The sequence below is a fragment of the Arenimonas sp. MALMAid1274 genome (assembly GCF_049195245.1).
Classification (GTDB): Bacteria; Pseudomonadota; Gammaproteobacteria; order Xanthomonadales; family Xanthomonadaceae; genus Arenimonas.
Window position 1 is genome coordinate 1,272,023 of record NZ_JBMIRR010000027.1, and the last position, 13,675, is coordinate 1,285,697.

General features: G+C 70.6%; 15 protein-coding genes. 9 read left to right on the forward strand and 6 right to left on the reverse strand.

Translation table 11 applies throughout. The features are described 5' to 3' along the window. Positions 1-40: 40 nt before the first annotated feature. The gene (locus ACOQFR_RS14485) at positions 41-1,294 is read right to left on the reverse strand and encodes a hypothetical protein (RefSeq protein WP_421383109.1); all 1,254 of its coding nucleotides are present in this window, start codon (positions 1,292-1,294) and stop codon (positions 41-43) included. Between the two features lie 166 nt (positions 1,295-1,460). On the opposite strand from ACOQFR_RS14485, the gene ACOQFR_RS14490 reads away from it, so the two are divergent. Continuing rightward, positions 1,461-2,981: a PQQ-binding-like beta-propeller repeat protein gene (locus tag ACOQFR_RS14490; RefSeq protein WP_421383111.1), complete on the forward strand. Its 1,521-nt coding sequence runs from the start codon at positions 1,461-1,463 to the stop codon at positions 2,979-2,981. A gap of 71 nt (positions 2,982-3,052) precedes the next feature. Here ACOQFR_RS14490 and ACOQFR_RS14495 read toward each other — a convergent pair whose 3' ends face one another. Further along, complete coding sequence (locus ACOQFR_RS14495; protein ID WP_421383113.1) at positions 3,053-3,607, reverse strand: hypothetical protein; 555 nt, start codon at positions 3,605-3,607, stop codon at positions 3,053-3,055. A gap of 125 nt (positions 3,608-3,732) precedes the next feature. Between ACOQFR_RS14495 and creB the strand changes: the two genes are divergently transcribed. Continuing rightward, a complete protein-coding gene (gene creB, locus ACOQFR_RS14500; protein ID WP_421383115.1) occupies positions 3,733-4,395 on the forward strand; it encodes a two-component system response regulator CreB in 663 nt (220 codons plus the stop codon). A 4-nt stretch (positions 4,396-4,399) separates the two neighbouring features. After that, positions 4,400-5,836 (forward strand): two-component system sensor histidine kinase CreC, encoded by a 1,437-nt coding sequence (gene creC, locus ACOQFR_RS14505; protein ID WP_421383117.1) that lies wholly within the window; start codon positions 4,400-4,402, stop codon positions 5,834-5,836. Between the two features lie 39 nt (positions 5,837-5,875). Here the strand turns inward: creC and ACOQFR_RS14510 are convergent, their stop codons facing one another. Further along, positions 5,876-7,123, reverse strand: coding sequence for a fatty acid desaturase family protein (locus ACOQFR_RS14510; RefSeq protein WP_421383119.1), 1,248 nt, complete (start codon positions 7,121-7,123; stop codon positions 5,876-5,878). 401 nt (positions 7,124-7,524) lie between these two features. Here ACOQFR_RS14510 and ACOQFR_RS14515 point away from each other — a divergent pair, with 401 nt between their 5' ends. The 6 genes from ACOQFR_RS14515 (at position 7,525) to ACOQFR_RS14540 (ending at position 10,715) form a co-directional block, all read left to right on the forward strand. Then, positions 7,525-7,962, forward strand: a complete 438-nt coding sequence (locus ACOQFR_RS14515) for a hypothetical protein (RefSeq protein WP_421383121.1) — start codon at positions 7,525-7,527, stop codon at positions 7,960-7,962. After that, entirely contained in the window at positions 7,955-8,434 is a 480-nt protein-coding gene (locus tag ACOQFR_RS14520) for an AAC(3)-I family aminoglycoside N-acetyltransferase (protein ID WP_421383123.1), read from the forward strand. The genes ACOQFR_RS14515 and ACOQFR_RS14520 overlap by 8 nt, the downstream gene beginning before the upstream one ends. 74 nt (positions 8,435-8,508) lie before the next feature. Then, positions 8,509-8,730, forward strand: a complete 222-nt coding sequence (locus tag ACOQFR_RS14525) for a hypothetical protein (protein ID WP_421383125.1) — start codon at positions 8,509-8,511, stop codon at positions 8,728-8,730. Positions 8,731-8,752: 22 nt separating this feature from the next. Then, positions 8,753-9,304 carry a DUF924 family protein gene (locus tag ACOQFR_RS14530; RefSeq protein WP_421383127.1) on the forward strand — a complete coding sequence of 184 codons (552 nt, stop codon included), beginning with the start codon at positions 8,753-8,755 and terminating at the stop codon, positions 9,302-9,304. A gap of 36 nt (positions 9,305-9,340) precedes the next feature. Then, positions 9,341-10,300, forward strand: a complete 960-nt coding sequence (locus ACOQFR_RS14535) for a hypothetical protein (protein ID WP_421383129.1) — start codon at positions 9,341-9,343, stop codon at positions 10,298-10,300. A gap of 76 nt (positions 10,301-10,376) precedes the next feature. Beyond that, a complete protein-coding gene (locus ACOQFR_RS14540; RefSeq protein WP_421383131.1) occupies positions 10,377-10,715 on the forward strand; it encodes a hypothetical protein in 339 nt (112 codons plus the stop codon). Between the two features lie 38 nt (positions 10,716-10,753). On the opposite strand, the gene ACOQFR_RS14545 is transcribed toward ACOQFR_RS14540, so the two are convergent. The 3 genes from ACOQFR_RS14545 to asnB form a co-directional block, all read right to left on the reverse strand. Beyond that, complete coding sequence (locus ACOQFR_RS14545; RefSeq protein ID WP_421383133.1) at positions 10,754-11,206, reverse strand: hypothetical protein; 453 nt, start codon at positions 11,204-11,206, stop codon at positions 10,754-10,756. A 4-nt stretch (positions 11,207-11,210) separates the two neighbouring features. After that, complete coding sequence (locus ACOQFR_RS14550; RefSeq protein WP_421383135.1) at positions 11,211-11,621, reverse strand: hypothetical protein; 411 nt, start codon at positions 11,619-11,621, stop codon at positions 11,211-11,213. A 131-nt stretch (positions 11,622-11,752) separates the two neighbouring features. After that, entirely contained in the window at positions 11,753-13,423 is a 1,671-nt protein-coding gene (gene asnB, locus ACOQFR_RS14555) for an asparagine synthase B (RefSeq protein WP_421383137.1), read from the reverse strand. Positions 13,424-13,675 lie beyond the last annotated feature (252 nt).

The following is a 13,675-nucleotide window of genomic DNA, read 5'->3' on the forward strand; positions in this document are numbered from 1 at the left end:
AGAGCACCGGAATCGGTTGCGACGGAACGACGCCGCCGGCTCAGGTACCGCGATTGAACAGGCCGCGCAGCAGACGCCGGCCGCGGCCTTCCTTCCGCTCGTCCGGGTCGCCGGCTTGCTCCAGGCCCAACACCAGGCTGGCGGTGGACTTGGTGCGCACGCGCACGTTCCACTCAGGCCTCCACGCCGCCAGCTTCCGCGCATCGGTCGGCCGCGGCGGATACGCGATGTGGGTTTCCGGTCCGTAGGCCGCCATGTTGAGCACCGCGACGCTCGCCACGCCGCTGTCGTCGGCGAAGATGCCCTGCGGCACGGTGCAGCTGCTGGCGCTGGCCGGCAGCAGCACGCGCTGCTTGAGCCAGTTGCTGATCTGGGGCGGGCCCAGGTAGTCAACCAGCGTCTGGCCCGCCCCGCCCACCTCGGCGCTGCTCCAGACCACCACGTCGAACTTGTTCACGCCCTGCCTGGCCGGCGTCTTCATCTGCGCGGCCTGCAGGAAATACGCCTGCGCGCGCTCCACCGGCGACCAGCGCAGCTCGATCGGCGCTTCGAGGTCGCCCTGGCCGGTGAGCGCGATCTCGGGCATGAAGTCGGCGTTGCGATCGAGGTCGAACTTCAGCGACGCCGGCACGCCCTGGCCGGTGAACCGGTGCGCACCGACCACGCTGGCACTTTCGGGAACGCGCGTGCTCTGCAATTCGTTGGGCCACAGCACGTGCGCCGGGCCCGGCTGGATGTCGCCATCGGGCGCGAACCGGCCGGCCGACACGCCCGCGCCGCTCACCGTGGCGTCGCCGGCCTTCAGGCGGAAGGTGGTGACCTTCGGCTGCCCACTGCGCACCGCCGCGCCGCAGCCCCAGTATTCATGCACGGTGAATTCGACATCGGGCGCATCGCCGTCCTGCTGGCCGGGCTGGGACGGGCCCACCGGAGGCGGCGGCATCAGCACCAGGGTGCCGCCTAGGCCCAGGCCGGCCGGGATCGCGTCTTCGACCTGCGCGCCCGGGCGCAGCCGGTTGTGCACGGCGACGTCGAGGTAACGGCCGGTGCCGCCGGGATGTTCGGTGGTCGGGTACTTCGGCTTCGACGCGTCGCGGTCCATCATGCGCTGCGCGAACCGGCCCATGCCGCCCAGGTCGGGTTCGTTGACGTGGTGGTGGGTGGCCACGTCGATCCAGACCTGGGTCGGCGGCGTCGGCGTCGCCGCCTGGCCGGCGGGCGGCGCGAGTGCGGCGGTGACGGCCAGCGCCAGGGCGAGGGGCGCGATGCGGGGGCGGTGCAGCGACGGGACCATGGGGTTCTCCTGGGAGCCGGGGTGGGGGACTCACAGGGCTTATCGCGAAGTCGGGGACACAGCCTTCATGCCCCGCCATCCACCGGGATGAAGGCTGTGTCCCCGGCTTCGCGATAAGCCCGGCATGGCGACAGGTCCGTCGCCGCCTTCCCACCGGAGAATCGCCATGTCCCGTTGCCGCGCCGCCCTGGTCAAGCCATGTCTTCCCTTCCTCTGCCTGGCGGGCGTGCTCGCCGTGATGGCACAGCCCGCGGGCGCGCAACGACGCGACAGCGCAACGGCGCTTCCGCAGGCCGCCGTCCCCGACGACTCGCCCGGCGCACGCGAGGCCGCGCTGCAGCGCCTGCGCAGCGCGGCCCCGCGCGCGGGCTGCGCCGACAGCGCGACCATGGGCAGCGTCTACGGCAGTTCCTGCAACAACCGCGAGTTTCCCGCGCCGCCGATCCTGGCCGCGCCGAACCGGAGCTGGCAGACGACGCCGGGCTGGTGGGGCGCGTGGTCGCCCTTTCTGGTCGGCGACCTGATGCTGACCGGCAGCTGCAACAACGACGGCAATGCCGGCCTGTCCGCGCTCGATCTGCGGACCGGCAGGACCGTCTGGCGCATCGCCGAGATATGCGCCGTCGGCAACCGGCGCGGCTCGACCGGCAATGTGGCGTTCCACGAACTCTCGTCAGGCAAGGTGCTGATGATCTATCCCCGCGACGACGGCGGCCCGACCGACTACTACGTGATCGACGTGGGCGCCGGGCGCCTCGCCGGTTCGCTCAAGCCGGCGGCGAACGTCACCCTGCGCGGGCTGGGCGGCGTCTTCACCGGCGTCAACCAGTCCTTCGGCGAAGGTGTCAGCAACGTGATCGGTTTCAGTGCGGACCTGGGCCAGGTGCGCTGGCGCAACCGTGGATTCCGCCTGGCGATGGACAAGAACGACTCGCACTACCAGCCCACCTTCAGTCCCACGGCGATGGCCGGCGGCGTGCTGTTCGTCACCGCGCGCAGCAAGGACCAGCCCGACCCGCCGACGCGGCAACTGCACGCCATCGACACCGCGACCGGGCGGACGCTGTGGCGGCATACGCAGCAGCCCAGGGCCGAGGGCGCGTGGCGTTCGGACGACGGCACGCCCATGGTCGCCGGCGGCAAGGTCATCGTCCGCGTCCAGGGTCTGCTGGGCGGAGTCAGCGAGGGCCGCAAGCCTGACGGCGATGCGCTGCGCGCCTTCGACCCCCGCAGCGGCGCGGTCGCCTGGACCTCGAAGCCGGTGCCGGGCACGGCCATCGCCAACTACGTTGCCGTCGGTGACACCCTGGTGGCCGAGGTCGACCGGGGCGGCGCACGCGAACTGTGGGGCTTGCGACTGGGCGACGGTTCGCTGGCCTGGCGCCGGCCCGCCGCGAAGGACACCCGGGTGCTGGCCTCGTCCGGCGGCGCGTTCTACGCGTCCGAACGCGTGCCGATCGCCGGCCGCGAAGCGGGCAACTTCGACTACCGCCTGCAGGGCTTCGACGGACAGACCGGCACCTCGCTGTGGACTACCACCCTGCCAGGCAAGAACCTGCTGTTCGACGACGGCTGGGGCATCGTGCCGGACCCGCGCCGCGATGGCGTGCAGGGCCCGGCGTGGCGCATCGGCCGGGACGGTGCGATCTACGGCGTGACGCTGACAGGCGCCTACCGCCTGCAGTGACACGCCGTGCAGTCCGGGCGTCGCCGATTACAGCGTGCGGATGGCAAGGCTGGCCATTGCCATCCCGGTCCTCAAGGCGCGTGCGTCGTCTCGGCCGCGGTGCGGAAAAGATGCGCCGCCGACAGCCACGCCGCGATGAAGAAGCCCGACAGGACGACTACGTAGCCATGCCCCGCCAGCGCGATCCAGGCCATCACCGCCGCCTGCGCCAGCGCCGTGGCCACCATCGCCCGCGCCATGCCCTGCGGGCGGAAGCGTCCGATCGCGGCGGCGATGGCGCCGACCATCAGGATGCCGAAGAACAGCTGGTTCACCGGGTTGTTCTCGTTGCCGACGATGCCGACCGCCAGGTTGATCCAGGTCATCAGGAAGCCCGCCGCGATCGCGACACCGAAGCCCGCGCGGTAGGCCCAGTGGCCCGACAGCCGCGCCCCCAGCTCGTAGACCAGGCAGCAGGTGCCCAGCATCACGCCCATCACGACGAAGTCCCCGGCGGTCCAGTCCACCTCGTCTGTGAACTGCATCGCGATCGCGGGCAGCAGCAGCAGGCCGGCCGCGGTGGTCCAGACCGGAATGCGCCACGGGTTGCCGCGGCGGGTGGGCGTGTTCGGGGCAGCTGCGGACATGGGTCTCTCCTGGGCCTTGAAGGGGATGGCGGCCAGCCTCGCGCCGCTCTGTGAAGCCAGCAAGAAGTCCGCCGCACGTGCCGCCGGCGCGGGCGGCTGCGCTATCCTCGGCGCACGGAGGTGGCATGGCGCGGATCCTGCTGGTGGAAGACGAAGGAGCGATCGCGCAGACGATCGAATTCGCGCTGCGCTCGGAGGGCTTCACCACCGCACACGCGCTCGGGGGCCGCGAGGCGCTGCGGCTGGCGTCCGGCGACCCCTTCGACCTGGCCATCCTGGACGTGGGACTGCCCGACACCGATGGCTTCACCCTGTGCCGCGAGCTGCGCCGCCGTGGTGACCTGCCGGTGATCTTCCTCACCGCACGCGATGCCGAAGCCGAGCGCGTGCGCGGCCTGGAGCTGGGCGCCGACGACTACGTGACCAAGCCCTTCTCGCCGCGCGAACTGGTGGCGCGGGTGCGCGCAGTGCTGCGCCGCAGCGGCGTGCGCGCGAGCGACGCGGGCTTCGAGCTCGACCCGGTCGGCCACCGCATCCACTTCCGCGGCAAGCGGCTGGACCTCACCCGCTACGAATACGGCCTGCTGGCCGAGCTGCTGCGCCGCCCCGGCGCCATCCTCACGCGCGCACAGCTGCTGGACCGGGTCTGGGGCAGCGAGCGCGACAGCACCGACCGCACCGTGGACACCCACGTCAAGACACTGCGCGCCAAGCTTCGCGACGTGGACGCCGCCGCCGACCCGATCCGAACGCAGCGCGGCCTGGGCTACAGCCTGCAGGTGGACTGAGGCGATGCGCATCGGTCTGCGGATCCTGCTGGGCTATTTCCTGGTGGTGGCGCTGGGCGCGCTGCTGGTCACCCAGGTGTTCGTGGCCCAGGTGAAACCGGGCGTGCGCCAGACCATGGAAGACACCCTGGTGGACATGGCCAATGTGCTGGCCGAGCTGGCGGCGCCGGACCTGCAGGCGGGCCGGATCGCGGACGGCCCGTTCGCCGGGCGGATCGTCCGGATGCGGGGGCGCGATCCGGGCGCGGAGATCTGGGGATTCCAGAAACGCGACGCGCCCTATCGCATCTACGTCACCGATGCGGCCGGCATCGTCGTGTTCGACAGCCACGGCCAGGACGTGGGCCGGGACTATTCCAAGTGGAACGACGTGCATCGCACGCTGCGTGGGCGCTACGGCGCGCGCTCCACCGCCACCGATCCCGCGGATCCGGAGTCGACCGTCATGCACGTGGCCGCGCCGGTGCGCGACGAGGCGGGCCGCCTCATCGGCGTGCTCACCGTGGCCAAGCCCAATGCGGTGATCGCGCCGTTCATCGAGCGCAGCCAGCGCATCGTCGCCACCTGGGGGCTGGTGCTGCTGGCCTCGGCCCTGCTGATCGGCCTGCTGGCCGCGAGCTGGCTGTCGCGTCAGCTGGCGGCGCTGCGCCGCTATGCGCAGGCCGTGACGGCCGGCGAGCGCACCACCCTGCCGCGCACCGCCGGCGAGTTCGCCGAGCTGGGCCAGGCGCTGGAAACCATGCGCGACAAGCTCGAAGGCAAACAGTACGCCGAACGCTACGTGCAGGATCTCACGCACGAGATGAAGAGCCCGCTGGCGGCGATTCGCGCCAGCGCCGAACTGCTGGAGACGCCGCTGCCACCGGCCGACCAGGCCCGCTTCGCCGAAGCGATCGGCCACCAGAGCGATCGCCTGGCGCAGATGATCGACCGGCTGCTGGCGCTGGCGGCGGTGGAGCATCGCCAGGCGCTGGACGCGCCCGAACGTCTCGACGTGGCCGCGCTGCTGGACGCCGTGGCGCAGGACAGCGCAACCCGGTTGGCGGAGAGGCAGCAGACCCTCGCCATCGACGCGCCGCCACGCATCGGGGTGACCGGCGACGGCTTCCTGCTGCGGCAGGCGCTGGACAACCTGGTCGACAACGCCTCGGCGTTCGGCCCGCCGGGCAGCGTGGTGGAACTGTCGGCCACGGTCGAAGCCGACCACGTGCTGCTGCGCGTGCGCGACCGTGGACCCGGTGTGCCCGACTTCGCCGCCGATCGCGTCTTCGAGCGCTTCTATTCCCTGCCCCGCCCCGACGGCAGCCACCGCAGCAGCGGCCTGGGCCTGAGCTTCGTGCGAGAAGTCGCCGCATTGCATGGCGGCTCAGCCAGCCTGGAAAACCGACCCGAGGGCGGTGCCTGCGCGACGCTGCGCGTTCCGCTCACGCCACCCCGGTAATCCGACCATCCCCTCAGGTGTTGCCGAGCGGGCTTCGCCTCACGCCGGAATCCGCTTCCCGAGATCGGCGCGCGCCGCAGGCTCCACGGCCAGCGCACCCGCGCGGCGCATGCTGGTATCGCCCATCATGATCGACCACAGCCTGCCGAAGCGCCGGAACACGCTCTCCTCGACATAGGGCACGCCGTGCTTGCGGCAGATGGCCTTGAGCCGGGGCGCGGCCTGGCGGTACTTGAGCAGCGGCAGGTCGGGCCAGACGTGGTGTTCGATCTGGTAGTTGAGGTAACCCTGCAGGTAATCCTGCACGTCGGTGCCGCCCGGGTAGTTCACCGAGCCGGCGCACTGCTGCAGGTAGAACTCGCCGCGGCTCCTGCAGCCGCTGTCGAAGCGATACAGGTCATCGCCCGTGTGGTTGGGCGCGATGGTGACGAAGGTGACCACGTTGGCCACCACCTCGGCCAGCAGCGAATTGACCAGCACCGCCATCCAGGCCCAGGTGCCCAGCGGCAGGAACAGCGCCGGGATCAGGCCGAACCGCACCAGGCCATAGGGCAGCACGCAGCGCAGCCAGAATTCGATACCCCAGGCCGTTACCGGCAGCATCACGCGTTCGCCCGGGATCACCAGGCACGCGACCTCGCCCATGGCGGGCAAGGGATGGGCCCTGGCCTGCGCCGCCGTCTGCGCGCGGATCCTGCGGTGCTGCTTGAGCGCGAAGAAGGTGTTGGGCGCGTAATACGTCAGCTTCCAGGTCATCATCACCAGCACGATGATCAGCGCCTTGACCGGGCGCGGCACCCGGCGGTGCCGGATGAACCAGGCGTTGCGTTCGACCAGGTCCGGGTCGCCCTGCTGGCCCGTCTGGAAGTGGTGCAGCTGGTTGTGCTCGTGCGCCCAGGCGTCCGGATGCAGCCAGTCCAGCCAGTCCAGCCAGCGGCGCCAGCCCATGGCGAAGCGCTTGCTGGTGTAGTGCGCGGGCACGCCCGGCACCGCGTCGTAGCCCCGGTGCATCACCGGGTGGGTCACGCAGGTCCAGCGACCCATGTTGCCCAGCCCCATCAACAGGGCGGCCACGGGGTTGGGCACGATCCAGGCCACCGCGTAGCCCAGCACCGTCAGCATGCGCGACCAGCGGGCCATCCTGCGCAGGTGCACCAGGTCTGCCTGTCCAAGGTCGGACTTGAGCGATCGGTGCAGGGCTTCGACATCGGCGGCGAAGGCCTTGAGGTCGATGCCCGCGAACGGCGAAGGCTGGCTCAAGGGCCGGTCAGCCGTGGACTTCGGCATGTGATGGGAATCCAGAAGGGGCACCGGGCAAAGGGTACACCGCCGTGTTGTACGGATCGTTCGCACTCCGCAAACCGGTCACATACCGCCCGCAAGAACGTCCCAAGTACAAGCCCGGCCGTTCCGGGCAGGGAGCAGGAACATGGTCACTACAGGTCTCAAGGCTTGGCTGGTTGGCGCGGCGCTGATCTATGCACTGGGCATGGCTTGGCTTCTTTGGCTGGGCGCGCCGCCGGCGGTTTTTGGCATGGCGTCATGCCTGGCAGGAACCCTCGTGGCGCTGGCGGCCGCGTGGCGCCGGACGTCGGCGCCGCGCGGTCGCTGCGCGCAGGCGGACTGGTGCCTGAGCGGCAGGTGGTTTAGCGTGCGCGCATCGTTCGCTGCCGGATTTCCCCGCACCAATGAGCTCTCCTCCTGGTCGTTACGCGCGCGCCGCCGCCTGCGGCCGCCCGCCCCTGCGTCTGCCCCGGTATTCGCTGCCCGCCCTGCTGCTGGCGCCCGCCGCCGCGCACGCCTCCGATCCCCTCGCCGACTGGCAGTGGATCGCGCTGGTGGCGATGGTGACCTCGGTCTTCGCGATCCTGGTGTACGCGCTCAGCGCCGCCCTGTTCCTGCGCTTGATCCGGCTCGGCAAGCTGGCCTCGCCGCGGCTGGCCCATGCGGTGCCGATGGCCGTGTTCGGGGCCTACGTGCTGCTGCGCGTGCTTTCGGGTTCGCTGCAGGATGGCGTGGTGGTGGCCGGCGTGCTGGTCGGCTGGCTCTGCGCCGCGGCCCCTTACACGCTGCTGGTGCAGTGGTATTGGGCAAAGCGGCAAGCCGAGCTGGGCCACGATGGCTGAACGGCCTGCCTTCACGGTACGCGCGCTGTCGGGCGACGACCTGCCGGCGATGCACGGCCTGCTGACGCTGTTCGGCGAAGCCTTCTTCCAGCCCGACGTCTACGGCGATGCCCGGCCCGACGACGCCTACCTGCGCCGGCTGCTGGACGGCGACAGCTTCATCGCCGTGGTGGCCGAGGCCGAAGGCCGCGTGATCGGGGGCATCGGCGCCTACGAGCTGCGCAAGTTCGAGCAGGCGCGCTCGGAAATCTACCTCTACGACCTGGCCGTGGCCGAGGACCAGCGCCGCCGCGGCGTTGCCACCGCGCTGATCCGCCGGCTGCAGGCGATCGCGCGCGAACGCGGGGCCTACGTGGTGTTCGTGCAGGCCGACCTGGAGGACGCGCCGGCCGTGGCGCTGTACACCAAGCTCGGCCTGCGCGAGGAGGTGCTGCATTTCGACCTGCCGCTGGATCCCGCGCGTGGGGACTGACACCGTGCCGGACGTCACTTGATTCCGTCGCGCCTGCGTCCGACGATGCGGGTGTCCAACGACCGGAGTGCCCCATGAAGATCCTGCTGACCGCGGTGTGCTGGTGCCTGCTGCTGGTCCTGGCGTGGCCGCTGGCCGTGGCCGTGCTGGTGCTGTGGCCGGTGCTGTGGCTGCTCAGCCTGCCGCTGCGCGCCGTCGGGATTGCCCTGGACGGCCTGTTCGCGCTGCTGCGGGCCGTCCTGATGCTGCCGGCAAGGCTGCTCGGCCATCGCCCTGCCCCGGCGACCGCGCGGTGATGCTGGCCACCGGGCATCGCTTGTGAGCGCACCCGCTGGCCCGCGGGCCGTCCTGGACTTCTGGTTCCACGAACTGGTGCCCGAAGCCTGGTGGAAGACCGATCCGATGCTGGACCTGCAGATCCGGGACCGCTTCATCGCGCTGTGGAAGCAGGCGGCTGCCGGTGAACTGGCCTGGTGGCGCGCCGATGCACGGGGCCGGCTGGCGGAAGTGATCGTGCTGGACCAGTTCTCGCGCAACCTGCACCGCGACAGCGGGCAGGCCTTCGCGCAGGACCCCATGGCCCTGGTGCTGGCGCAGGAGGCCGTGGCCGGTGGCGCGCTGGCGGCGCTGGACGCCGACGAGCGGAATTTCCTGTTGATGCCCGCCATGCACAGCGAATCGGCGGCGATCCATGCCTGGGGCGAGCCACTGTTCCGCGCGCATGCGCCCGAGAAGAATCACGCGTTCGAACTCAGGCACAAGGCCATCATCGACCGCTTCGGCCGCTACCCGCACCGCAATGCCGTGCTGGGCCGCGTATCCACTCCGGAGGAACTCGAATTCCTGCAGCAGCCGGGCTCCTCGTTCTGAGCGAGCCCGCTCCTCCGCCCTTGTCCGGAACCGACCATGGATGCCCCCTCCTCAATTGGTTCGGCCCTGCATCCGCTGCGCGATGCGATGCGCGAGCGCGCCGAGGTGGTCGAGCCCGGCGACTCCTACTGGTTCCATCGGCCGCAGCGCCGTTTCCCGCCGCCCTCGGTGCGCGATCCCGACGCCTACGACGGCGGCGACCGGCTGTCCCTGACGGTGACGCAGACTGACCTGCCGGCCGCCAGGCAGCGCGATCTGGTCAGGCGGTGGTGCCATCTGCTGCCGACGCTGACGGGCGTGCGCACGCTGTGGTTCCACACCAAGGTGACCCAGGAGCTGTTCGAGGCCGCCTGCGGCATGCCTGGCCTGGCCGGCCTGTACATCAAGTGGAGCAGCATCACCTCGCTCGCGCCGGTCGCGGGCCTGCAGGCGCTGTCCCATTTCCATCTCGGCGGTGCGCCGTCCGCACGCGACATCACGGCGCTGGCGTCGCTGCCGCGGCTGGTCGACCTGGAACTGCGCAAGGTGGCCGCGGCGGCCGACCTGGACTTCGTGCAGGGCCTGCCCGGACTGCGCGCGCTGCAGCTGGCCGGCGACACGCACGGCGGCAAGGCGCTGAAGCTGGCCAGCCTCGCGCCGCTGGCGGCGCTTGTAAACCTGGAGAAGCTGCAGCTGTTCGCCCTGCAGGTCGAGGATGGCTCGCTGGATGCACTGGCGATGCTGCCGGCGCTGCGATACCTCGACCTGTCCAACCAGTTCCCGATGGAAGCGGTGGCGCGCCTGGCCGGCCAGCGGCCGGACCTGGCCTGCACCAGCTTCGCGCCGGTGACCGGCCCGCACACGGCGTTTGCCTGCAAGACCTGCGGCCAGCGCCACATCCTGCAGCTCACCGGCAAGGGCAAACCCTGGCTGTGCAGTGACTGCGACGCCGCGCGGGTGGCGGAGCACATCGCGCGCTTCGAGGCCATCGTGCGGGCGCAGCGCGCCCTGCCTTGACGCCGGTTTCGCCGGCCGCCGCTACAATGGCGGCCTGTCGCCGCACCGATCCCAGGCCCCCGGACACCCCGCCCCCATGAATCCGACCATCGAACTCAACCTGGCGATGCTGCTGTTCCTGCCCTGGTTCGCCATCCTGGGCGGCCTGTTCTGGTGGTATCCGCGCGCGCCGCGCACGCCGGCGCGCCGCTGGTTCGACATCGCCAGCCTGGTGCTGGCAACCCTGGCCGCGGTGCTGGGCACCTGGTGGAGCTACTGGAATGCCGACCTCAGCGTGGGCAACCTCTGGCGCCAGCTGCTGGCCAGCACGATTTCCTACGGGCTGTTCCTGGGCGTCATGCTGCTGGCGATCTGGATCCGCCATCGCACCCTGATCCTGCCGAACCGGGCGCCGCCCGCCACGATGTCGGCCTGAGCCGCGCTTCCCCGACCGGGGCGGGGACATCAGCGACGCTACTTCTTCGGCTTCGGAGGCTTGGCCCACGGGTTGCAGTGGGGCCCGGACTGGCTGGGTTCGGGCGCCAGCCCGGTGTCGGTGGTGTCGCTCAGCTGCACCAGGTCGATGGCGCAGCCGCCCGTCACATCCTGCACGGCGCCGACGTAGCGCCGGCCTGGCTCGAACGTGTAGCTGGCGCCGGGTACGCAGGTGTAGGTGACATTGTAGTCGGCCCGCACCACGTAGGAGTACAGCGAAATCCGCTTGTTGGCCGGCACCTGGATGGTGCCGTCCTTGGCCACCTTGGCGTCGTAGCCCACGCCGTCGGCGCAGAACGACGGCGACGGCAGGCGGTCGGCCTGGATGATGGCCACCGGTTCGCCGGCGGCCGGCGCGTAGGTGGGCAGGATCACGCAGCCGCCCAGCAGGGCCGCGGCGGCAGGCAGCGCGAGCAGCAGTTTGCGGGCCATGCGCTCAGTCCTTCTTCGTTTCGACGATGACGCGCGACAGCACGTCGGCGGCGTCCAGCGCGCCAGGCCGGGCCTGGTCCAGCGGCAGGATGTAGATCATCGAGAAGGGCTTGCCGCCCAGCTGGTGGATGCCCAGGTCTTCGCCCACGGTGTTGTTGCGCGCCGCATCGCCCAGGCTCACGTAGGCCCAGAAGTGGGTCTTGCCCTTTTCCTGCACGACTTCGCAGGCGCGGCGCAGCACGTAGCGGCGCACGGTCTCGGCGTCGGTGTAACCGTTGGCGCCGAAGCCGACGGTCACCAGCTTGCCCGGTCCCGGCAGGTCGTAATAGCCGCCGGCCATGCCCGTGATCGGGTTGGTTCCGTCGGTGTAAGTGGTGGCGCAAGCGCCCAGCATCGCCATTGAAACGGCGAGCAAACCCGTGACTGCTCTGTTCCTGACCATCCCCTGGCCGATCCCCTGTTTTCCTGCGGGCAAACCACAGTACGCGGCGCCGCGCGGCGACTTTATCCGAGCCCGGCGGCAAGCCACAAGCCCGCGTAACAAGCTCAGGTCGCCGCGAGGTGCACCCCCGCCACCGCGCGCCCGGACGGATCGGCCGCGGCGGCGAAAGCCGGGTCCCAGGCAATGGCCGCCGGCGAGGAACAGGCGATCGACTTGCCGCCGGGAATCGTGCGTGCGCAGGCCTCGCCCGGGAACTCGCGCTCGAACAGGTCGCGGTACCAGTAGGCTTCCTTGGTCTGCGGCGGATTGACCGGGAAACGCAGCGGCGCCTGCGCCAGCATCGCATCGCTGACGTAGGTTTCCGCGTGCGCCTTGAGGCCATCGATCCAGCCATAGCCGACGCCGTCGCTGAACTGCTCCTTCTGCCGCCACAGGATTTCGTGCGGCAGCACGCCTTCGAAGGCCTCGCGCAGCACCGCCTTTTCCATCCGGCCCGGGCCGGCCATCTTGTGGCGCGCGTCCATGGACATCGCCAGGTCCAGGAACTCCAGGTCCAGGAAGGGCACGCGCGCTTCCACGCCCCAGGCCATCATCGCCTTGTTCGCCCGCAGGCAGTCGTACAGGTGCAGGGCATCGAGCTTGCGCACGGTCTCGTCGTGGAAGGCGCGGGCATCGGGCGCCTTGTGGAAGTACAGGTAGCCACCGAAGATCTCGTCGCTGCCCTCGCCGCTGAGCACCATCTTCACGCCCATGGCCTTGATGCGCCGCGCCAGCAGGTACATCGGCGTGGACGCGCGCACGGTGGTGACGTCGTAGCTTTCGATGTGGCGGATCACGTCGGGCAGCGCGTCCAGGCCTTCCTCGAAACGATAGGTGTAGCCGTGGTGCACCGTGCCCAGCGCCTTGGCCGCCACCTCCGCCGCAGCCAGGTCCGGCGAACCCGCCAGCCCGATCGCGAACGAGTGCAGGCGCGGCCACCAGGCCTCCCCGCGGTCGTCATCCTCGACCCGCTGCCGGGCGAAACGCGCCGCGCAGGCCGCCACCAGCGACGAATCCAGCCCGCCCGACAGCAGCACGCCGTAAGGCACGTCGGTCATCAGCTGGCGATGCACCGCGGCCTCGAAGCCGGCGCGCAGTGTCGCGGGTTCGACCGACACGCCCTGGGTCACGGCATGGTCGCGCCAGGGCCGGTCGTGGAAACGCACGGCGGCGCCCACCCGGCTGTCGTAGACATGGCCGGGCGGGAACGCCGCGACGTCGGCGCAGTGCCGCGCGAGCGCCTTCATCTCCGACGCCACCCACAGCCGGCCATCGGCATCGTGGCCCCAGTACAGCGGGCACACGCCCATCGGATCGCGCGCAATCAGGAAGCGTGCCTGCGCGGCGTCCCACAGCGCAAAGGCGTAGATGCCGTTGAGCCGCGCGATGCCGTCGGCACCTTCCTGGCGGTACAGCGCATTGATCACTTCACAGTCCGAACCGGACTGGAAGTCGTAAGGCACCGTGAGCGCGCGCTCGAGCTCGCGGTGGTTGTAGATCTCGCCGTTCACGGCCAGCGCCAGCGCCCCGTCGGCCGACAGCAGCGGCTGCGCGCCGCCGGCCGGGTCGACGATGGCCAGGCGCTCGTGCACCAGCAGGCACTGCGCGTGGGTGTACACGCCGGACCAGTCCGGGCCGCGATGCCGCTGCCGCGCCGACAGCGACAGCGCCAGCGGCCGCAGCGGCGTGAGGTCGGCGCCTTGGCGCAGGTCGAACACTCCGAGTATCGAACACATGGGACATCTCCTTGGACGGTTTCCGGAAGCACAAATGGAAACGGCCCGCACTTCGCAGTGCGGGCCGTCGGTGACTGGGGCGGGGAAGCGGTGCGCGCCTAGTCGTCGACCCGCAAGCGGGGACGATTATTGGTATTGGCGTTATTGACGGTGCCGCCGGCCAGCAAGCCGAGGGGCTTGCGCAGGGCAGTCGGGGCGATGGCGGCACGGCAGGACATGGGCCATCCTAGGCACAGACCCCGACGACCCGCA

What these genes read in the sequence shown, in the direction of transcription:
- ACOQFR_RS14485 (WP_421383109.1), bottom strand. Translation starts at nt 1,294, where the DNA reads ATGGTCCCGTCGCTGCACCGCCCCCGCATCGCGCCCCTCGCCCTGGCG.
- ACOQFR_RS14490 (WP_421383111.1), top strand. Translation starts at nt 1,461, where the DNA reads ATGTCCCGTTGCCGCGCCGCCCTGGTCAAGCCATGTCTTCCCTTCCTC.
- ACOQFR_RS14495 (WP_421383113.1), bottom strand. Translation starts at nt 3,607, where the DNA reads ATGTCCGCAGCTGCCCCGAACACGCCCACCCGCCGCGGCAACCCGTGG.
- creB (WP_421383115.1), top strand. Translation starts at nt 3,733, where the DNA reads ATGGCGCGGATCCTGCTGGTGGAAGACGAAGGAGCGATCGCGCAGACG.
- creC (WP_421383117.1), top strand. Translation starts at nt 4,400, where the DNA reads ATGCGCATCGGTCTGCGGATCCTGCTGGGCTATTTCCTGGTGGTGGCG.
- ACOQFR_RS14510 (WP_421383119.1), bottom strand. Translation starts at nt 7,123, where the DNA reads ATGCCGAAGTCCACGGCTGACCGGCCCTTGAGCCAGCCTTCGCCGTTC.
- ACOQFR_RS14515 (WP_421383121.1), top strand. Translation starts at nt 7,525, where the DNA reads ATGAGCTCTCCTCCTGGTCGTTACGCGCGCGCCGCCGCCTGCGGCCGC.
- ACOQFR_RS14520 (WP_421383123.1), top strand. Translation starts at nt 7,955, where the DNA reads ATGGCTGAACGGCCTGCCTTCACGGTACGCGCGCTGTCGGGCGACGAC.
- ACOQFR_RS14525 (WP_421383125.1), top strand. Translation starts at nt 8,509, where the DNA reads ATGAAGATCCTGCTGACCGCGGTGTGCTGGTGCCTGCTGCTGGTCCTG.
- ACOQFR_RS14535 (WP_421383129.1), top strand. Translation starts at nt 9,341, where the DNA reads ATGGATGCCCCCTCCTCAATTGGTTCGGCCCTGCATCCGCTGCGCGAT.
- ACOQFR_RS14540 (WP_421383131.1), top strand. Translation starts at nt 10,377, where the DNA reads ATGAATCCGACCATCGAACTCAACCTGGCGATGCTGCTGTTCCTGCCC.
- ACOQFR_RS14545 (WP_421383133.1), bottom strand. Translation starts at nt 11,206, where the DNA reads ATGGCCCGCAAACTGCTGCTCGCGCTGCCTGCCGCCGCGGCCCTGCTG.
- asnB (WP_421383137.1), bottom strand. Translation starts at nt 13,423, where the DNA reads ATGTGTTCGATACTCGGAGTGTTCGACCTGCGCCAAGGCGCCGACCTC.